Origin of the sequence: Pseudomonas songnenensis (assembly GCF_003696315.1) — a bacterium.
GTDB classification, from domain to species: Bacteria; Pseudomonadota; Gammaproteobacteria; order Pseudomonadales; family Pseudomonadaceae; genus Stutzerimonas; species Stutzerimonas songnenensis.
Map to the genome: position 1 here is coordinate 419,253 of NZ_RFFN01000003.1, position 17,768 is coordinate 437,020.

A 17,768-nucleotide genomic window follows, 5' to 3' on the forward strand; every position below is an offset into this window, starting at 1 on the left:
ATCCACCCACTTACGCGAGGACAGTTCATGAAGAAGAGCGCTTCCGCCGTCTGGCAAGGCGGCCTGAAAGACGGCAAAGGCACGATCACCACTGAAAGCGGTGCATTGAAGGACAATCCCTACGGGTTCAATACCCGCTTCGAAGGTGCACCTGGCACCAATCCGGAAGAGCTGATCGGTGCCGCTCATGCCGGTTGCTTCTCGATGGCGCTGTCAATGATGCTCGGCCAGGCCGGGCTCACGGCCGAACGCATCGACACTCGCGCGGAGGTCACGCTCGACAAGGATGGCGAAGGGTTCAGCATCACCGCGATCGACCTGACCCTCAAGGCCAGAATCCCGGGCGCGGACGAGGCGCAGTTCCAGCAGATCGCCAACCAGGCGAAGGAAGGCTGCCCGGTTTCCAAGGTGCTCAACGCCCGCATCAGGTTGAGCGCCACGCTGGAGGGCTGACCGGCGGAACAGGCGGCTCAACCGATTCCGCTGACGCATAAAAAAACGCCACCCCGTAGCCGGGGTGGCGTTTTTGCATCCAGCCGAATCAGCCGCGGATGTTGTAGATGTCTTTCTCGTTCAGCTCGGCATACTCATACAGCCGCTTGAGATAGGCGCTCTGCTGCTCCCACACCTTGGACGCGACCGGGTCCGCCTTGGCGGAAGCATCCACCACTTCAGCGGCCACCTGCTTGAGACGCGCCAGCACTTCGTCCGGCAGGCGACGCACTTCCACACCCTGCTCGCGCAGCTGCTCAAGCGCTTCCATGTTCTTGGCGTTGTAGTCGTCGAGCATGTCGCCGTTGACGTCGCGGGCAGCGGCACGAACGATGGCTTTCAGATCATCCGGCAGCGTGTCCCAGGCCTTGAGGTTGACGTCCAGCTCGAAGGTGACGTTCGGCTCCTGCCAGCCTGGCGTGTAGTAGTACTTGGATGCCTTGTGCAGGCCCAGCGCCAGATCGTTGTATGGGCCGATCCATTCGGTGGCGTCGATCGCACCGGTCTGCAGGGCAGTGAAGATCTCACCGGCCGGCATGTTCACCACGGTCCCGCCCATCTTGGTCAGCACTTCGCCGCCAAGACCCGGGGTGCGCATCTTCAGACCCTTGAAGTCATCGACCGAGTTGATTTCCTTGTTGAACCAGCCCGCGGTCTGCACGCCAGTGGCACCACAGGCCATCGGCAGCACGCCGTAGGGCTTGTAGACCTCTTCCCAGAGCTGCATGCCGCCGCCACGATGCAGCCAGGCATTCATTTCCTGAGCGTTCGGGCCGAACGGCAGGGCGCAGAAGAACTGCGCAGCCGGCACCTTGCCCTTCCAGTAGTACGGCGCGCCATGGCCCATTTCGGCTGTGCCACGCGATACCGCGTCGAATACTTCGAGCGCCGGAACCAGTTCGCCTGCGGCGTAGACCTTGATCTTCAGCCGGCCACCGCTCATCTCGTTGACCAGATTGGCGAAGCGCTCGGCACCCACGCCGACACCTGGGAAGTTCTTCGGCCAGGAGGTGACCATCTTCCAGTTGAATGTCTGCTGCTCGGCCTGCTTGCTGTCGCCCGCTACCGGCTTGTCGCTCTTGTCGTTGCAGCCGGCCAGGGCGGTGGCCGCCAGGCCTACGCCAGCGGCGGTGAGAATGTCACGACGTTTCATGCGGTTACTCCTTGTTATTTGTTCTTATTGCGCAACGGCAAGGCCACGCTTTTCTTGCCGGACCGCCGCGTTCTTTTCATTCCGTGTACGCCCAAGCCACGCTGGCTGCGGACGCATGCGGCGAAACCTGCGCCGGATGCGCAGACGGCATTCCGGGCTCGACTAACATTAGAGCCTCCGGCGCCTCAAGCCTAGCGTATAAGCTAAAAGTCGTAGGCCGATTGCTGCCAAGCGCCAGTGCTGCAAGAATCGCCGCTCCCGCCAACCTTGCGTCTACTAAGAAGGACTACAAATGTCCCACAGCCCCTCGCCCTTGCTGCGCGTGGCTGGCCTCATCGATGCGTGCAACATGCGCCTCGGCCAGTTATGTGCCTGGATCACCCTGTTTCTTGTCATCGGCACCGCCATCGTGGTGGTGCTGCGCTACGGTTTCGGTATCGGCGCAATCGCCCTGCAGGAAGCGGTCATGTACGGCCATGCGCTGGTGTTCATGGGCGCCGCCGCCTGGACCCTGCAGCGCAACGGCCATGTTCGCGTCGACATCTTCTATCAGAAGTTCAGCGGCCGTCGGCAGGCGACCGTAGACGGCGTCGGCCACCTGCTGTTCCTGCTGCCGGTATGCCTGTTCCTCGGCTGGAACAGCTGGGACTACGTCAGCAACTCATGGTCGACGCTGGAGGGTTCGAATGAGTCTGGCGGGCTGAAGTTCGTCTACCTGCAGAAGAGCATCATCCTGCTGCTGGTCGGCAGCCTCGCCCTGCAGGCCGTTTCTGACCTGATCAAGGTGGGCTACCGCATCGCCGGCCGACTGCCGGAAGCGGAGGTGAAGCATGGCTGAGTTCATGGCCATTCTGCTGTTCATCAGCATCTGCTTCGCCCTGATGTCGGGCTACCCGGTCGCCTTCACCCTCGGCGGCATGGCGCTGCTGTTCGCCGGTATCGGCGTGGTCACCGGCTCCTTCGACGTCGGTTACCTGCATGCCCTGCCGAATCGCATTTTCGGCATCATGAACAACCAGACGATGCTGGCAGTACCTTTGTTCGTCTTCATGGGTGTGATGCTGGAGAAATCCCGCGTCGCCGAAGACCTGCTGGAGTCGATGTCGCGGCTGTTCGGCACCATGCGGGGCGGCCTGGCGATCTCCGTCTGCGTGGTCGGCGCACTGCTCGCTGCCAGTACCGGCATCGTCGGCGCCACCGTGGTGACCATGGGCCTGCTGGCGCTGCCGACCATGCTGCGCCGCGGCTACGATCCGGCCATCGCCACCGGCACTCTCGCGGCTACCGGCACGCTCGGACAGATCATCCCGCCATCGATCATCCTGGTTCTGCTCGGGGATGTGATGTCCAGTGCCTTCCAGCAGGCGCAGCTGAAGATGGGCATCTTTTCGCCCAAGACCGTCTCGGTCGGTGACCTGTTCGTCGGCGCACTGATTCCGGGCCTGGTGCTGGTCGGCATGTACATCCTCTACCTGATCGCCGTCGCCATCTTCCAGCCGAAGAAGCTGCCCGCCCTGCCGCAGGAAGAGCTGGGGCCGATCGAATGGGGCAAGCTGATCGGTGCGCTGCTGCCACCGCTGGCGCTGATCACCGCAGTGCTCGGCTCGATTCTCGCCGGCTACGCCACGCCGACCGAGGCCGCCGCCATCGGCGCGCTGGGCGCGACGCTGCTGTCGATCGCCAAGGGCCAGCTGAATTTCAGCCAGCTCAAGCAGGTCGCCTTCGGCACCACCGAGATCACCTCGATGGTGTTCCTGATCCTCATCGGTGCTTCGCTGTTCTCCCTGGTATTCCGCGGCTTCGGTGGTGAAGCGCTGATCGAGGATGCCCTGCACTCGCTGCCTGGCGGCGTGCTTGGCGCCTTCCTGGTGGTGATGCTGGTCATCTTCCTGCTGGGCTTCATCCTCGATTTCATCGAGATCATCTTCGTCGTGGTGCCCATCGTCGGCCCGATCCTGCTCGCCATGGGCCTGGACCCGGTGTGGCTCGGTGTGATGTTTGCGATCAACCTGCAGACGTCATTCCTCACCCCGCCGTTCGGCTTCTCGCTGTTCTACCTGCGCGGCGTCACGCCACGCAGCGTACCTACCAGCGTGATGTACAAAGGCGTACTGCCGTTCATCATGATCCAGATCGGCATGCTGGTGGTGGCGTACATGTGGCCGGGAATCGTCACCTGGCTGCCTGAGCAGGTCTACGGCAAGTAATAGCCCAGCAACGCCCGTCCACGACGGGCGTTGTGCTTTCTGCAGTACCGTCCCGCTACAATCGGCTCCCAGTCGAACGCCTGCCCCCGACGATGTCCACAGCCCCCAGCCTGCACGAGCGCTTCCATGCGCTGGACCGTTTCCTCACCGAGCATCAGTCGCTGTGGCGGCCGCGTCCGTTCGTCTGCCGAACACTGCCTTGGGAAGCCGATTACCGCGAACTCGCCGGCTGGCTCCGTGCCCGCTCGCTCGCCGATGCCGAGGCTGCGCACAATCAACCGGCCACTCTGGCGGCACCCGCTCCCTTCCCGCAACTGGCCGCCATTGCCCAGCGCCTGAGCCACACTGACGAGCTACCGGCCGACGACTGGCGACCCGCCGATCACCGGCAAAGCGTCGACGTGCCGGGACGCAAGTCGCTGCAGATCCAGGCATTCGGCGCGCGCCTGCGGTTTCGCGAAAAGCCGCTTCACTGGCTGGACTGGTGTGCGGGCAAAGGGCACCTCGGTCGTCATCTGGCTCGCGACGGAGCCGCTCTGACGTGTCTGGAATGGGATGAGTCCCTGGTCGAAGCGGGCGCGCAACTCAGCCAGCGCCTCGGCATCGCGGCGAGTCATCACTGCCAGGACGTGCTGGCCGCCAGCGCTGCCGAGCGGCTGCACGCCAGCCACACGGCGGTCGCCCTGCATGCCTGTGGCGACCTGCATGTCCGGCTGCTGCAGCTGGCCATCGAAAAACAGTGTCGCCAGCTCGCGGTGGCGCCCTGCTGCTACAACCGCACCGCCGACGAGCGCTACACCCCGCTGTCGCAGGCGGGCAGGACGTCATCGCTGCTGCTGAGCCGCGACGATCTGGGTCTGCCACTGAGCGAAACCGTCACCGCTGGCGCCCGCGAGCGGCGCAACCGCGATCAATCCATGGCCTGGCGACTGGCGTTCGACATGCTGCAACGGCGCCTGCGCCAGCAGGACGACTATCTACCGACGCCGTCGCTACCCAGCGCCTGGCTGAAAAAAGACTTCGCCGACTACTGCCGCGACCTCGCCATGCTCAAGCAACTACCGGCACCCGGCGAAGAGAACTGGGCGGCGCTGGAACGCGCCGGCTGGCAGCGCCTGGCCGAAGTTCGCAACCTGGAACTGGTGCGCAGCCTGTTCCGCCGGCCGCTGGAGCTTTGGCTGCTGCTCGACCGCGCCCTGCTGCTGGAAGAGCAGGGCTTCCGTGTTCGCTTGGGCACATTCTGCGCAAGCGAACTGACCCCGCGGAACCTGCTGCTGCTCGCCGAGCGCGATTAGGCCTCGACGAATGTGAAGCGGCCTGAATAAGGGCCTGCAAGTCACCGTAATCAAACGGTTTACTCGCCGCGCGCAATGGATATAATGGCGACCCTCACTTGCCGGTATAGCTCAGCTGGTAGAGCAACTGACTTGTAATCAGTAGGTCCCGGGTTCGACTCCTGGTGCCGGCACCACGATTCAAAGGCTCGCAGAAATGCGGGCCTTTTTCGTTTCTGCGCCGCATTCTGGCGGCGAATCTCGTCTTTTCCCCACCGCCGCGTTGCCTGTTGGACCTGAGCGTGTAGAATCCCGCGCCCCAAAATCAGGAGACAGAACGTTGGTGATTCATTACTCCGCCTCCAATGGCAATGTCGCATGTGGGCGCACGGGATCGAGCCTGAACAGCTCGGCGGACACCGCTCGGGTTTCATGCAAGCTCTGCCTGCGCAGCGTGGAAAAGGCGGTAAGCGAGCCAGTGCGCAAGACGCCGAGCCTCGCTGAACTGCGCGCTGCCGCGAAGGCGGCGAAGATTGCCGCGGTTGCACCCGAAACGGCAGTGAAGACTGCAACCACCGCTTCCGCTGCAGTGACGAAACCCGCGACGACGCGAACACCCGCAGCGGCGGTCCAAGCCGCTCCGACTGCAGCGGCAGCCAAGCCGGCTTCCGTCCTGACCGCACGTGCTGAATGGCAGAAGCGCCTGGAGCAGCTGCCGGGGCGCAATCGTCTGCCTCGCGGCATATCGCGGCAGGCGTTCATCTAGCGCGCAAGCTGGGCTGGACGGCGCATCGGCCAGGAGCGGCTTTCAAGCAGCCCTCCCAGGCCGATCCGATGCCTCGCGATCCAGTCGAAAGCTCGTTCAGCCAGTTTTCAGCGATGCCCCTCCCCGCCCGTCTGCGGTAGCCGCCCATTGGATCAGCGGTTCGTCGGCATCACGTCGCTGGCAACCCATAAGCCGCCTCATCGAACCGCGCCTCTGCACCGCACTCTAAAAACGCAACCCACAGCAGAGGAGCCGCACATGAACAACTATCACATCAGTGCCACCGAGTCGGGTTGGGAGCTGCGCAAGGTGGGGGCGACGCGCGCCTCGAAAAGCGCCGCGACCAAGGATGAAATGCTGCAGGTGACCGCAGCGTTTCTCGAGGGCAAGACGGCCTCGGTGAAGATCCACAAGAAGGACGGCACAATTCAGGAAGAGCGCACCTACCCGCGCAGCGCCGACCCGCGTGAGAGCAAGGGCTGAGGCGTGCAGGAGACAGATACGCGACATTTCCCCGCCCGAACAACACTGTTAGCCAACCGTAGGGGCAGCCGGCCCGGCAGAATTCGGTACACCTGAAGCCCGGCCGGAGAAGCCGGACTGACGGCATCTATCATGCGTTTTCAGCACGGCAGGCAAGCGTATCTCCGGTACCAGCCTGGGCGGGCTGGCCGGCCTGCGTTGCATCGTAGCGCCCAAGGGCAACACATCGGGAAAAAGCCGGCGATGCGGAGCGCTTCACACCACATCCGTCACGCTATCGCCGACGCAGCGCCGCGACCACTGCCAAACCAGGCGAGACAGACGGGCGGCTATTTCATCGATCTCTGCTTCGGAGCAGATCAAAGCCGGCAGCAGGCGGATCGTCCGTTCCCGCGAAACGCTGATCAGCAAGGCCTCATCCTTCAATGCGCAGGTCAACAGCTCCGTACATGGACGATCGAGCTCGATGCCTACCATCAGCCCCAGTGCGCGAATCGCTACAACGCCTTCACACCCCGCGAGCCCCTGGCGGAGAGCGCCTTCCAGGCGCTGCCCCATGACTCTCGCACGTTGCGGTATGCGATCTCGCTCCATCACATCGACGACGGTGCAGCCAATTCGACAGGCCATCGGGTTGCCGCCAAAAGTAGAGCCGTGGTGGCCAGGCGAGAAGAGGTCCGCCGCGGTGCCTCTGGCTAGACATGCACCGATTGGATAGCCGTTACCAAGGCCCTTGGCCAAGGTGATCACGTCCGGCAACACTCCCGCATGCTGATACCCGAACCATGCCCCGGTGCGGCCGAAGCCGGTCTGTACCTCATCGACCATGAACAGCCAGTCGTTCGCCGTGCAAAGGTCGCGCAGCGCCTGCATGTACTCAATCGGTGCAATGCGTACGCCGCTCTCGCCTTGGACTGGCTCGACCAGCACTGCGACGATATTGGGGAACTGCGACGCGAGGGTCCTTACCGCTTCGATGTCGGCGTATGGCACCCGCATGAATCCCGGCATAAGTGGCTCGAAGCCACGCTGCACGCCCGGGTTACCGGTTGCGGCCAGCGTTGCGAGTGTGCGGCCGTGAAAGCTGTTCTCCATTACCACTACAAGCGGATGGGCCACGCCTCGCCGGCTTGCGTGCAAGCGCGCCAGTTTCAGCGCCGTCTCGTTTGCCTCCGCTCCCGAGTTGCAGAAAAACGCCCGACGCATTCCGGATATCGCGCAAAGCCTCGAACCGAGCGAGTCCTGCCACTCGATGCCGAACAGATTCGAGGTGTGCATCAAACGGCCCGCCTGATCGGCAATGGCTGCGGTTATTTCAGGGTGAGAGTGGCCGAGATTGGTTACGGCAACTCCCGCAATCGCATCGAGATACTCGCGCCCGTGTGTGTCCCAAAGCCGGGCGCCCTGCCCGCGGGTGAAGTAAACCGGCTGCCTGGCATAGGCATGCATCAGGTGTGAATTCTGATCGTCCATGAACCCTTACTCCACCGGTGCTAGAAGCGCAGAACGCTGTGTGACTGGCCGGAAGCTGTGCTCGGTACCCAGCACTCGGATTCCACTGGGCCCGACCTCCAGGTAGCGGCGCTCGCCATCAGATACCTGCATCTCGATGCAATAGCCCTCGGCTGCAGGCAGACGTTGAGCGATGTCTTGCACCGCTTCCAGCGCCCATGGCGTATCGGATTCGAAATGGCCAAGGTGCTTTTGGTCACGGCGAATGTTCAGACGATAGATAGGCATGACGGTCATTCCTTGGCGCAGAGAGAGGATCCGTTCGCTGGTAAGCGCAGCTCGGTCGAGTTGCTTTGAAGTGTGAGGGCAAGAGACTCAATAACCTGGCGGCAGGCCGCCTCAACGGCATTGGTAAGTTCCGCGCCCTTTAACAGTGAGGCGGCCAGAGCTGCACTGAAGAAATCTCCGGTGCCCTTGGGCGATACGTTGACGCGCTCATGCTCGATTACCTGCGCGTATTCCTTCGTCACCACCACCACGTACATGCGCTCGCCTGGCCATTCATGTTGAGCTGCACTGGTGACAACGACCCATTGAGTCCGCCCGGTGATCAGGCTGCGTGCGGCGTCGATAACCTGCTCGACAGTTTCAACACAGCGGCCGGACAGACGAGCCAGCTCGAATGCGTTGGGCGTGAGCCCGTGGGCGAACCGAAGCAAATGAGCCTGAAAGGCATTCACCATAGCCGGCTCTACATACATACCGCAGTCGTCATCACCCAGAACTGGGTCCAACTGAACGCGTATATCGGGAAATTTCTCCAATACCGTGCCCAACCAACGGGCCAGGACCGCCGCCTGCGTGGTGCTGCCCAGATAACCCACGAGGACAGTTCTCACCGAACGCAAGGCACCGCGCGCCTCCAGATCTTTCAGGTAACCGGCGAACCAGCTGGTCGGAAGCGCACCGCCATGGTGGGTTAGGTAGTGGGGCGTATTGCTGAGTACGACGGTGGGCACGGCGCCGGCGCAGAGACCGCTTGCCTGCAGGACAGGCACCGCGATGCTGTTACCAACGCACCCATAGACCACCTGCGATTGAATCGAGATCACGTCCAGAGGAAGCGGCTCAGTACCCGACACGTCGGCGAAATCGATGCTCACAGCCATCACACATACTCCAATTGCAGCCTGCTGGTGATCCACGGCTGAAGCGGTTCGCAGCTCTAGCTGCGTCGATCCGATTGCCCCTGAGGTAGCAACCGCTCTGGCAAAGTGTAAGATTGTCCTGTGCTCAAGTAAACATTGTCATAGGACAATATGAAAATTATAAGCAAGACCGCAAACGACATCTTCGAAGCGATACGAAGCCAGGTGCAGGCGCAACAGCTGAGTCCCGGCCAGACATTGCCGCCCGTTCGCCAACTGGCATCGGAGCTGGGGGTCAATCGCAATACCGTCGCCGCTGCATATAAGCGCCTGGTCGCGGCAGGCGTTGCCGAGACCCGAGGTCGCCTGGGCACGGTTATTTGCGAAACAGTCGGGCCCGGTGAGCAGGAAGGCGGTATCGGTCATTCTCGACTGACCGACTTGTCGAGCGGTAACCCAAATCCGATGTGGCTACCCGACCCGGCGCTCGCACTGGCACAGCGGCAACCGCGCCTGCGACTCTATGGCGACGCACCGGTTGATCCGGGCTTTCAGGACGTGGCCTATCGATGGTTGGCCGACGACTGCCCCTCGCCTCCAGAGATCGACCTGGCCCACGGGGCTGTGGACGCTGTCGAGCGTCTTCTGGCCGCCTACCTGGTGCCTGGCGACAAGGTTGTGGTCGAGAGCCCGTGCTTCATCAGTAGCATCAACACGCTGCGCATCGCTGGCTTGCAGGCAGTCGGCGTACCTGTCGACGAGCAAGGGATGCAGGCTGATGTGCTGGAGGCTGCCCTGGCGAAGGGCGCACAGGCCGTACTGATCACACCTCGCGCCCACAACCCAACCGGCGCGAGCGTGAGCGCCGAGCGGGCAGCAGAAATACGCGCCGTGCTTGAACGACACCCGCAGGTGCTGGTGCTCGTGGATGATCACTTCGCATTGTTATCCAACGCGAAATTTCACCAGGTCATTCCCCCCGCCAGCCGACGCTGGGCGCTGATCCGCTCGGTATCCAAAGCGCTGGGTCCGGATCTGCGGCTCGCGGCTATCGGCAGCGATCGGGAAACATCGCTGCGGCTTCGGTTACGGCTGGCTTCAGGCACTTGTTGGGTGAGCCACCTTCTGCAGGACATCGCGCATACCTGCCTGACTTCGCCCCTGGTCACAGAGCAGATCGAGCGTGCTCGAACGGATTACACACATCGCCGAAATCTTCTGATCAACGCGTTGAGCAGTCAGGGAATTCAGCTTGGCCAGCCATGTGACGGGCTCAACATATGGGTGCCGATTAATGAGGACGTCGAGCCGATCATCCTGCATCTGGCCCAGAGAGGCTGGGTCGTGCGCAGCGGGATGGGCTTCACTGTTCAGGAGCCGGTGCGCGGCATTCGTGTAACCGTTTCGATGATGGACGCGGACCAGGCCGCCCGCTTCGCCGAAGATCTAAGTCTCTGTATCCATTGACTCGGCGCAGCGAGCGGTTTCCTGCCCCGCTCAATTCACCGCGCGGCGACGCTGCTTCAAGGCGTGCGCAACATCGCGCGCCAATGCCGGCACACTGATAGGGTTCAGGTTACCGATGCTGATCCTAACGGCCGCCGGGCTTTCCAGCCTGAACGGCGAACCCGCCTGGACGGCCCAGCCCAGCGATGCCAGCGTCTGGACAACGGAGGTTTCGTCCGCGACAGGCAACCACACGTGCAAGCCCTCCCCCTGAGCAGGCACAGCTATGCCCAAATCGTTGAGCCCCTGAATCAGCGCCGAACGCCGCCCCAAGTACTCGGCTCCCACCGCCGCCAGGCGACTGCTATCGAGCATCTTCTGCCATAGATGCCCTGCAAGCCTTTGCAGCAACAGGCTGACCCAGCGGGGGCCGAGCGTCTGCTGATGGTGCATGCTCTTGAGCACGCTGGGGCTGCCAGTTACCACCGAAACGCGCAGGTCAGGCCCCAGGAACTTGCTGACCGACACGACGTAGAGCCAACTGAGAGGTTCGCGAGTGAAACTCAAGGGGTTGGCAGCACTGAGCGGCCCCCAATGGTCATCGAGGATGAGCAGCGTATCGGGCGCGCCTGCAAGGTTGTCGAGCCATTCTTTCCATCGGCGCTCGCTTATGCAAAACCCGGTGGGGTTGTGAGCACGCGGGGTAAGAATGACGGCAGCGGCCGAGCGGAGGACTTCGGCAGATGGAGCCAACGCGCCTTCCGCATCTACCGGGACAGGAACGGCCTTGAGTCGCAAGCTTGCCAGTAACGCAAGCGCCGGCGGCCAGCAGGGATCTTCCACAATCACTTTGTTGCCTGGGCGGCACCGAAGGCGCAGCGCGCGCTCTACGGCATCGAGCGCTCCCGAGTAAATGCCCAGCTGCTGGCACGGAACCCCCTGCTCAGCCAACCACTGGCCTGCAACATCAAGCAGCAGTGGATCATTGCTTTGCACGTCATAACCGGACTGGCTCTCGGTGAGCCAGCCCGCCTCGATGGCGGGCAGCGTAGCCCCATCGATATTTCCCGAGGCCATGTCTCGCAAACCCTCAGGAATGGTGGTTTGCGTTTCGGCCGTGGGCATCTCGCTTGCTACACGCGTTCCGCGCCGTCCGTCGGTCACTATCAGGGCGGCATCACGCAGCAGCTTATAGGCCGCCGCCACAGTGTTTGGGCTGACTTGAAGCTGCTGCGCGAGTGCTCTGACGGCAGGCAGCATGGCGCCATCCCGGTAAAAACCCGCACGAATTTGCTGTTCGATCGACTCAGCGATCTCGACAGCGGTCGATCCGCTAGCTATTGTATTCATACATTCATTGTATTGTATTGGTACATAAATGCAAACCGCCCTTGTCATTCGCTTTCTTGCTTTCGAAGATCTCGGCTCGCTGCAGCAGATTCTTGATGGCCGCCGATACCAGATCGAAACCCTAGACGCGAACCTCGACTCGTTTGCCGGCCTCGATCCGTCAGCCCACGATCTGGTCATCGTTCTCGGCGGCCCGATCGGGGCTTTCGACGAAGCGAAGTACCCGTTCCTGAAGCCCGTCCTCTCATTCGTCGAACAACGGCTTCAGTGCGGTAAGAAAATACTGGGAGTTTGCCTTGGCGCTCAGCTGATAGCACGGGCACTGGGCAGCAACGTTGGTCCAATGGAAAAGAAAGAGATCGGCTTTGCGCCGATATCGCTCACGGACGAGGGCCTGCAGTCCTGCCTTGAGCCCTTGAGTAGCGGCGTGCCGGTACTGCACTGGCATGGCGATCAGTTCGAAATTCCAGCGGGAGCGACGCGCCTGGCAGCAACCGACACCTGCCCGAACCAGGCGTTTTCGGTAGGCAACTCGGTTCTCGCCCTGCAATTCCACCTTGAGGCCAATGCGCAGCGTATCGAGCACTGGCTGGTCGGCCATGCAGGTGAGCTCGACAGCATCAAGCTCGATCCGCGCGTCATCAGAGATCAGGCCCAGGCATGCGCAGACGAACTGCTCGCGGCCGCACAGACGGTGTTTGCGTCCTGGCTGGACAGGCACTGACGGAGCCGCATAGATGCTACTCGGGAAGATTCAAACCATCATGACCGGAACAGCTGTGCCATTCACGCGGCCCGAGACCTTCAGTGGAATCGATAAAAGACCGCGCACAGGGGCGGTCAGGGTAGGGTTTGAGGGGCTCGAAGGTGACGAGCAAGGTGATAGGCGTGTGCATGGCGGGCCGGACAAGGCCATCCACCACTACCCGTACGAGCATTATCACCACTGGAGGCAGACGTTCGGCAATCGGCCGCTACTAAGCGCTCCCGGCGCCTTTGGCGAAAACCTATCGACCGTAGGGCTAACCGAAGAAAACATTTGCATGGGCGACATCCTCTCGTGCGGAACCACAGTGCTGGAGGTTTCCCAGACTCGCCAACCCTGCTGGAAGCTCGATGATCGGCTTGGCACGAAGGGCGCAGCACTCGAAATGCAGCGTAGCGGCAAGGTTGGCTGGTACTACCGAGTGCTTGAGCCGGGCGTGATCGAAGCCGGCGCGACGCTGAACCTGCTCGTTCGCCCACACCCCGAGTGGCCACTGCGCAGCGTGCTGCAACTCCTCTACATCAACACGCTGGACCTGGACGCACTGGTGCGTTTGCAGTCGCTTCGATTGCCACCCTCCTGGGAGAAGATTGTGGCAAATCGCATCAGTACCAGCACCGTTGAGTCCTGGGCCAAGCGCCTGGGTGGGCCGGAATCCAGCAGCTAGCAAAACAATTGGCCACACGCGCTCCCGCTCGGATATCCGCCTTCATTCTCGAGATCCAAATGTCCAATAACAGTCAGTCAGCCCCCATTCCATCCAAGATGGCGTTCAGTCGAATCGATCGCCTTCCTGCTTATGTTTTCAATGTCACAGCGGAGCTGAAGCTCGAAGCGAGACGCAGAGGAGAGGACATCGTCGATCTCAGCATGGGCAACCCGGACGGCGCGACGCCGCCACATATCGTGGCAAAGCTCTGTGAGGTCGCTCAGCGGGACGATACGCACGGGTATTCGAGTTCAAAAGGCATTCCCCGGCTGCGCCGCACGATCACCCAGTGGTACCAGAGCAGATACGACGTCGAGATCGACCCGGAAACCGAGGCGATCGTGACGATCGGCTCGAAGGAAGGGCTGGCGCACTTGATGCTCGCAACGCTAGATGCCGGGGACACGGTGCTCGTGCCCAACCCGAGCTATCCCATTCATATCTACGGCGCGGTGATTGCGGGCGCTCAAGTTCGCTCTGTTCCACTGGTGGCTGGGGTGGACTTTTTCATCGAACTGGAGCGGGCCATTCGTGAGTCCATTCCGACACCCAAGATGATGATCTTTGGCTTTCCATCGAACCCAACCGCGCAATGCGTCGAGCTCGATTTCTTCGAACGGGTGATCGCGCTCGCCAAGCAGTACGGCATCTTGGTCGTGCATGACCTTGCTTACGCAGACATCGTGTTCGATGGCTGGAAAGCCCCTTCGATCATGCAGGTGCCTGGCGCCAAGGATGTTGCGGTCGAATTCTTCACGCTGTCGAAAAGCTACAACATGGCCGGATGGCGCGTTGGTTTCATGGTGGGCAATGCCGAACTCGTCAACGCGCTTGCGCGAATCAAGAGCTACCACGACTACGGCATGTTCACCCCGCTTCAGGTTGCCGCAATAGCCGCACTGGAGGGTGACCAGGGCTGCGTGAAAGAGATCGCTGAAACCTACCAAGTCCGCCGAGATGTACTGGTTTCAGGATTGCGAGCCATCGGCTGGATGGTCGAGCAACCCAAGGCAACCATGTACGTCTGGGCAAAAATTCCCGAGCAATACCAGCATCTGGGCTCGCTGGAGTTCGCCAAGAAATTGATGACAGAAGCCAAAGTCGCGGTTTCTCCCGGGATCGGTTTTGGCGAGTATGGCGATGATCACGTCCGCTTCGCGCTGATCGAGAACCAGAGCCGCATCCGCCAGGCGCTGCGCGGGATTCGCTCGATGCTGAGGGCTGACGGCATTGTGCAATTGGGCCTCAACGTATCATCAGGCGTTTAACGCGGAGGTTGGTAGTCGGGCGGCGCCGTTGGTGTTGCGACCGCCCTCTGGCATATGCAGATGCAGCACCTCACGACGAAACCTTCATCGTGTGCACGCCAAAAATGACTGGCCGCCGAGCGACCTCCGGCCTGCTACAGCTTGGCGATCGACACTTCGGTGGATTTGACGAAGGCGATCACCTCGCTGCCGACTTGCAGCTCCAGCTCGCGGACCGAGCGGGTGGTGATCACCGAGGTGACGATGCCGGCGGCGGTCTGCACGTCGATTTCCGAGAGCACATCGCCCTGGACGATCTCCTTGATGGTGCCCTTGAACTGGTTGCGCACGTTGATGGCTTTGATGGTCATGTCGTTGCTCCGTCTGTATGAAATTGTGATTCGGTCATAGCGCCCAGCGCAGCTGGGTTGGCAGGGGGGATAGCGCCTGTGCCTGAGGCGGCGACGCCGGTAAGGCCAGGACACGGTCGAGTACCTGCGCCTCCAGCACCGCCAGATGCGCATCGCCGCGGTGACGCGGGCGTGGCAGGTCGATGGGCAGGTCCAGGCCAATGCGGCCGTCTTCGATCAGGATCACCCGGTCGGCCACCGCCACCGCTTCGCTGACATCGTGAGTGACCAGCAGCACGGTGAAGCCATGCCGCTGCCACAACCGTTCGATCAGCTGCTGCATCTCGATGCGGGTCAGCGCATCCAGCGCACCGAGTGGCTCGTCGAGCAACAGCAGGTGTGGACGATGGATCAGCGCCCGGGCCAGCGCGACGCGCTGCTTCTGCCCGCCGGACAGCGCCGCCGGCCAGTCATGGGCCCGCTCGCCCAGGCCAACCGCGGCCAGCGCTTCCTCGGCCTGCTGGCGCCAGTTGCCGGAAAGCCCCAGACCGACGTTGTCGATCACCCGCTTCCAGGGCAGCAGGCGCGCATCCTGGAACATCAGGCGAATGTCCTCGCGCACCGCGTTGAGCGAGCCGCTGCCGGCCAGCAGCTGGCCGCCGCTGGGTTGATCCAGCCCGGCCAGCAGGCGCAGCAGCGTGCTCTTGCCGCAGCCGCTGCGGCCGACCACGGCGACGAACTGGCCAGCCGGGATATGCAGGTCGATGCCCTTGAGCACCCGACGCTCACCGAAGGATTTCTCGATCCTCTCGATTGCCAACGGGATGCCCTGGCGGATGCTGTGCAGTGCAGTCATTGGCCACCTGCCTTGGCCTGGTAGGCCGGGTGCCAGCGCAACCACACACGCTCCAGGCCCCTGGCCGCGACGTCGGCCAGCTTGCCGAGCACGGCGTAGAGCAGGATCGCCAGCACCACCACGTCGGTCTGCAGAAACTCGCGGGCGTTCATCGCCAGGTAACCGATGCCGGCACTGGCCGAGATCGTCTCGGCGACGATCAGGGTCAGCCACATGAAACCGAGGGCGAAGCGCACGCCAACCAGAATCGACGGCAGCGCGCCGGGCAGGATCACCTGGCGAAACAGGGCGAATCCGCTGAGTCCATAGCTGCGCGCCATTTCCACCAGCGCCGGGTCGACGTTGCGGATGCCGTGGTAGGTGTTCAGATAGATGGGGAACAGGGTGCCGAGCGCAACGAGAAAGACCTTTGCGCTCTCGTCGATGCCGAACCAGAGAATCACCAGCGGGATCAGCGCCAGGTGCGGCACATTGCGGATCATCTGCACCGAGCTGTCGAGCAGACGCTCGCCCCAGGTCGACAAGCCGGTGATGAAACCGAGCAGCAGGCCGATGCCGCCGCCGATGGCGAAGCCGACGCCGGCGCGCCAGCCGCTGATGGCCAGATGGGTCCAGAGCTCGCCGCTGCCGAGCAGCTCCCAGCCGGCCGCAAGCACAGCGCTGGGCGCCGGCAGGATGCGGGTGGACAGCAGCCCGAGGACCACCGCGCCCTGCCAGGCCGCCAGCAGCGCGACCGGCAAGGCCCACGGCGCCAGACGCTGACCAAGAGAATTGAAGGTCATGGTTTTGCTCCGTATGTTCGATTTCGCTGACGTATGGTTTGCGGTCGGTCGCTCTCACCAACGGCTCAATGTGCACAGGCCGACCGCAGGGGCGGGGACTTACCCCGTAGGACGGGGTTCAGCCCACCACACCCACTCAGCTCGCTGCTGCCGCCTTCGGCAGGATGTCGCTGGAGATCATTTCGCCGAACGGGCTGACATAGCCACGGCTCGCCGGGCGCTCGGGCTGGGCGATGTCCAGGTGCGGGAACAGCAGCTCGGCGACCCGATAGCTCTCTTCCAGGTGCGGGTAGCCGGAAAAGATGAAGGTGTCGATGCCGAGATTCGCGTATTCCCTGACCCGTGCCGCCACGGTCGGGCCGTCGCCCACCAGCGCGGTACCAGCGCCGCCGCGGACCAGGCCGACACCGGCCCAGAGGTTCGGCGCCACCACCAGGCGGTCGCGCCGCCCGCCATGCAGCGCGGCCATGCGCTGCTGGCCGACCGAATCGAAGCGCGCCAGGGAGGCCTGGGCGCGGGCGATGGTGTCGTCGTCCAGGTGGCTGATCAGCCGGTCGGCGGCGGCCCAGGCTTCTGCATCCGTTTCCCGCACGATCACATGCAGGCGAATGCCGAAGCGCACCGTGCGACCATGCCGGGCCGCCTTCTCGCGGACCTGGGCGATCTTCTCGGCCACGGCTTCCAGCGGCTCGCCCCAGGTCAGGTACAGGTCCACCTGCTCCCCGGCCAGCTCGTGCGCGGCGTCGGATGAACCGCCGAAATACAACGGCGGGCGTGGCTGCTGAATCGGCGGGTAGAGCAGCTTGGCGCCCTTGACCTGCAGGTGCTTGCCGTCATAGTCGACGGTGTCGCCCTCCAGCACACGCCGCCAGATGCGGGTGAATTCCACCGAAGCCTCGTAGCGCTCGGCATGGCTCAGGTGCAGGCCGTCACCGGCCAGCTCATCCGGGTCACCGCCGGTAACCAGGTTGAACAGCGCGCGACCGCCCGAGAGCCGATCCAGCGTTGCCGCCTGGCGCGCCGCCACGGTGGGCGAAATGATCCCCGGGCGCAGTGCGACGAGGAATTTCAGGCGCTGGGTGAGCGGGATCAGCGAGGCAGCCACCAGCCAGGAATCCTCGCAGGAGCGGCCGGTGGGAATCAGCACGCCACCAAAACCGAGGCGGTCGGCGGCCTGGGCGATCTGGCCGAGGTAGCCGTGGTCGACGGCGCGGGCGCCTTCGCTGGTACCGAGGTACTTGCCGTCGCCATGGGTGGGCAGGAACCAGAAGATGTTGAGACTCATGG

At 62.8% G+C, this 17,768-nt stretch carries 19 protein-coding genes and 1 tRNA gene; 11 read left to right on the plus strand and 9 right to left on the minus strand.

Features of this window, described 5'->3' with window-relative positions:
* Nucleotides 1–27 precede the first annotated feature (27 nt).
* The gene (locus EA798_RS10600) at nt 28–453 is read left to right on the plus strand and encodes an OsmC family protein (RefSeq protein WP_122098916.1); all 426 of its coding nucleotides are present in this window, start codon (nt 28–30) and stop codon (nt 451–453) included.
* Between the two features lie 88 nt (nt 454–541).
* Here the strand turns inward: EA798_RS10600 and EA798_RS10605 are convergent, their stop codons facing one another.
* The gene (locus tag EA798_RS10605; protein WP_122098917.1) at nt 542–1,645 is read right to left on the minus strand and encodes a TRAP transporter substrate-binding protein; all 1,104 of its coding nucleotides are present in this window, start codon (nt 1,643–1,645) and stop codon (nt 542–544) included.
* 292 nt (nt 1,646–1,937) lie between these two features.
* Between EA798_RS10605 and EA798_RS10610 the strand changes: the two genes are divergently transcribed.
* From EA798_RS10610 to EA798_RS10635, 6 genes are all read left to right on the plus strand, one after another.
* Nucleotides 1,938–2,483, plus strand: a complete 546-nt coding sequence (locus EA798_RS10610; RefSeq protein WP_106156353.1) for a TRAP transporter small permease subunit — start codon at nt 1,938–1,940, stop codon at nt 2,481–2,483.
* Nucleotides 2,476–3,852 (plus strand): TRAP transporter large permease, encoded by a 1,377-nt coding sequence (locus tag EA798_RS10615; RefSeq protein ID WP_106156355.1) that lies wholly within the window; start codon nt 2,476–2,478, stop codon nt 3,850–3,852. The genes EA798_RS10610 and EA798_RS10615 overlap by 8 nt, the downstream gene beginning before the upstream one ends.
* Nucleotides 3,853–3,944: 92 nt before the next feature.
* The gene (locus EA798_RS10620) at nt 3,945–5,147 is read left to right on the plus strand and encodes a methyltransferase (RefSeq protein ID WP_122098918.1); all 1,203 of its coding nucleotides are present in this window, start codon (nt 3,945–3,947) and stop codon (nt 5,145–5,147) included.
* 100 nt (nt 5,148–5,247) lie between these two features.
* Nucleotides 5,248–5,323, plus strand: a tRNA-Thr gene (locus EA798_RS10625).
* Nucleotides 5,324–5,466: 143 nt separating this feature from the next.
* Entirely contained in the window at nt 5,467–5,892 is a 426-nt protein-coding gene (locus EA798_RS10630; RefSeq protein ID WP_106156360.1) for a hypothetical protein, read from the plus strand.
* Between the two features lie 258 nt (nt 5,893–6,150).
* Complete coding sequence (locus EA798_RS10635; RefSeq protein ID WP_122098919.1) at nt 6,151–6,375, plus strand: DUF2188 domain-containing protein; 225 nt, start codon at nt 6,151–6,153, stop codon at nt 6,373–6,375.
* 255 nt (nt 6,376–6,630) lie between these two features.
* On the opposite strand, the gene EA798_RS10640 is transcribed toward EA798_RS10635, so the two are convergent.
* From EA798_RS10640 to pdxK, 3 genes are read right to left on the minus strand one after another with little or no spacing between them, the layout of a single operon-like run.
* On the minus strand, nt 6,631–7,848 hold the full coding sequence (locus EA798_RS10640; protein WP_106156364.1) for an aspartate aminotransferase family protein: 1,218 nt from the start codon (nt 7,846–7,848) through the stop codon (nt 6,631–6,633).
* Nucleotides 7,849–7,854: 6 nt separating this feature from the next.
* The gene (locus tag EA798_RS10645; RefSeq protein ID WP_058063472.1) at nt 7,855–8,115 is read right to left on the minus strand and encodes a hypothetical protein; all 261 of its coding nucleotides are present in this window, start codon (nt 8,113–8,115) and stop codon (nt 7,855–7,857) included.
* A gap of 5 nt (nt 8,116–8,120) precedes the next feature.
* Nucleotides 8,121–8,996: a pyridoxine/pyridoxal/pyridoxamine kinase gene (pdxK, locus tag EA798_RS10650; RefSeq protein WP_122098920.1), complete on the minus strand. Its 876-nt coding sequence runs from the start codon at nt 8,994–8,996 to the stop codon at nt 8,121–8,123.
* 150 nt (nt 8,997–9,146) lie between these two features.
* Between pdxK and ptsJ the strand changes: the two genes are divergently transcribed.
* Nucleotides 9,147–10,442 carry a MocR-like B6 salvage transcription factor PtsJ gene (gene ptsJ / locus EA798_RS10655; RefSeq protein ID WP_122098921.1) on the plus strand — a complete coding sequence of 432 codons (1,296 nt, stop codon included), beginning with the start codon at nt 9,147–9,149 and terminating at the stop codon, nt 10,440–10,442.
* Nucleotides 10,443–10,472: 30 nt separating this feature from the next.
* Here ptsJ and EA798_RS10660 read toward each other — a convergent pair whose 3' ends face one another.
* Nucleotides 10,473–11,771: an aminotransferase class I/II-fold pyridoxal phosphate-dependent enzyme gene (locus tag EA798_RS10660; protein ID WP_122098922.1), complete on the minus strand. Its 1,299-nt coding sequence runs from the start codon at nt 11,769–11,771 to the stop codon at nt 10,473–10,475.
* A gap of 28 nt (nt 11,772–11,799) precedes the next feature.
* Here EA798_RS10660 and EA798_RS10665 point away from each other — a divergent pair, with 28 nt between their 5' ends.
* From EA798_RS10665 to alaC, 3 genes are all read left to right on the plus strand, one after another.
* Complete coding sequence (locus EA798_RS10665) at nt 11,800–12,495, plus strand: glutamine amidotransferase (protein ID WP_122098923.1); 696 nt, start codon at nt 11,800–11,802, stop codon at nt 12,493–12,495.
* A gap of 13 nt (nt 12,496–12,508) precedes the next feature.
* Complete coding sequence (locus EA798_RS10670; protein ID WP_122098924.1) at nt 12,509–13,204, plus strand: MOSC domain-containing protein; 696 nt, start codon at nt 12,509–12,511, stop codon at nt 13,202–13,204.
* Between the two features lie 98 nt (nt 13,205–13,302).
* Nucleotides 13,303–14,514, plus strand: a complete 1,212-nt coding sequence (gene alaC, locus EA798_RS10675; protein WP_122099128.1) for an alanine transaminase — start codon at nt 13,303–13,305, stop codon at nt 14,512–14,514.
* Between the two features lie 134 nt (nt 14,515–14,648).
* Here alaC and EA798_RS10680 read toward each other — a convergent pair whose 3' ends face one another.
* From EA798_RS10680 to ssuD, 4 genes are all read right to left on the minus strand, one after another.
* A complete protein-coding gene (locus EA798_RS10680; protein ID WP_014595507.1) occupies nt 14,649–14,864 on the minus strand; it encodes a TOBE domain-containing protein in 216 nt (71 codons plus the stop codon).
* 34 nt (nt 14,865–14,898) lie between these two features.
* A complete protein-coding gene (gene ssuB / locus EA798_RS10685) occupies nt 14,899–15,699 on the minus strand; it encodes an aliphatic sulfonates ABC transporter ATP-binding protein (protein ID WP_122098925.1) in 801 nt (266 codons plus the stop codon).
* Complete coding sequence (gene ssuC, locus EA798_RS10690; protein ID WP_122098926.1) at nt 15,696–16,481, minus strand: aliphatic sulfonate ABC transporter permease SsuC; 786 nt, start codon at nt 16,479–16,481, stop codon at nt 15,696–15,698. Before ssuC ends, ssuB begins: the two co-directional genes overlap by 4 nt.
* A 136-nt stretch (nt 16,482–16,617) precedes the next feature.
* On the minus strand, nt 16,618–17,766 hold the full coding sequence (gene ssuD, locus EA798_RS10695; protein WP_122098927.1) for an FMNH2-dependent alkanesulfonate monooxygenase: 1,149 nt from the start codon (nt 17,764–17,766) through the stop codon (nt 16,618–16,620).
* Nucleotides 17,767–17,768: the final 2 nt, after the last annotated feature.

What these genes read in the sequence shown, in the direction of transcription:
- EA798_RS10600 (WP_122098916.1), top strand. Translation starts at nt 28, where the DNA reads ATGAAGAAGAGCGCTTCCGCCGTCTGGCAAGGCGGCCTGAAAGACGGC.
- EA798_RS10605 (WP_122098917.1), bottom strand. Translation starts at nt 1,645, where the DNA reads ATGAAACGTCGTGACATTCTCACCGCCGCTGGCGTAGGCCTGGCGGCC.
- EA798_RS10610 (WP_106156353.1), top strand. Translation starts at nt 1,938, where the DNA reads ATGTCCCACAGCCCCTCGCCCTTGCTGCGCGTGGCTGGCCTCATCGAT.
- EA798_RS10615 (WP_106156355.1), top strand. Translation starts at nt 2,476, where the DNA reads ATGGCTGAGTTCATGGCCATTCTGCTGTTCATCAGCATCTGCTTCGCC.
- EA798_RS10620 (WP_122098918.1), top strand. Translation starts at nt 3,945, where the DNA reads ATGTCCACAGCCCCCAGCCTGCACGAGCGCTTCCATGCGCTGGACCGT.
- EA798_RS10635 (WP_122098919.1), top strand. Translation starts at nt 6,151, where the DNA reads ATGAACAACTATCACATCAGTGCCACCGAGTCGGGTTGGGAGCTGCGC.
- EA798_RS10640 (WP_106156364.1), bottom strand. Translation starts at nt 7,848, where the DNA reads ATGGACGATCAGAATTCACACCTGATGCATGCCTATGCCAGGCAGCCG.
- EA798_RS10645 (WP_058063472.1), bottom strand. Translation starts at nt 8,115, where the DNA reads ATGCCTATCTATCGTCTGAACATTCGCCGTGACCAAAAGCACCTTGGC.
- pdxK (WP_122098920.1), bottom strand. Translation starts at nt 8,996, where the DNA reads ATGGCTGTGAGCATCGATTTCGCCGACGTGTCGGGTACTGAGCCGCTT.
- ptsJ (WP_122098921.1), top strand. Translation starts at nt 9,147, where the DNA reads ATGAAAATTATAAGCAAGACCGCAAACGACATCTTCGAAGCGATACGA.
- EA798_RS10660 (WP_122098922.1), bottom strand. Translation starts at nt 11,771, where the DNA reads ATGAATACAATAGCTAGCGGATCGACCGCTGTCGAGATCGCTGAGTCG.
- EA798_RS10665 (WP_122098923.1), top strand. Translation starts at nt 11,800, where the DNA reads ATGCAAACCGCCCTTGTCATTCGCTTTCTTGCTTTCGAAGATCTCGGC.
- EA798_RS10670 (WP_122098924.1), top strand. Translation starts at nt 12,509, where the DNA reads ATGCTACTCGGGAAGATTCAAACCATCATGACCGGAACAGCTGTGCCA.
- alaC (WP_122099128.1), top strand. Translation starts at nt 13,303, where the DNA reads ATGGCGTTCAGTCGAATCGATCGCCTTCCTGCTTATGTTTTCAATGTC.
- EA798_RS10680 (WP_014595507.1), bottom strand. Translation starts at nt 14,864, where the DNA reads ATGACCATCAAAGCCATCAACGTGCGCAACCAGTTCAAGGGCACCATC.
- ssuB (WP_122098925.1), bottom strand. Translation starts at nt 15,699, where the DNA reads ATGACTGCACTGCACAGCATCCGCCAGGGCATCCCGTTGGCAATCGAG.
- ssuC (WP_122098926.1), bottom strand. Translation starts at nt 16,481, where the DNA reads ATGACCTTCAATTCTCTTGGTCAGCGTCTGGCGCCGTGGGCCTTGCCG.
- ssuD (WP_122098927.1), bottom strand. Translation starts at nt 17,766, where the DNA reads ATGAGTCTCAACATCTTCTGGTTCCTGCCCACCCATGGCGACGGCAAG.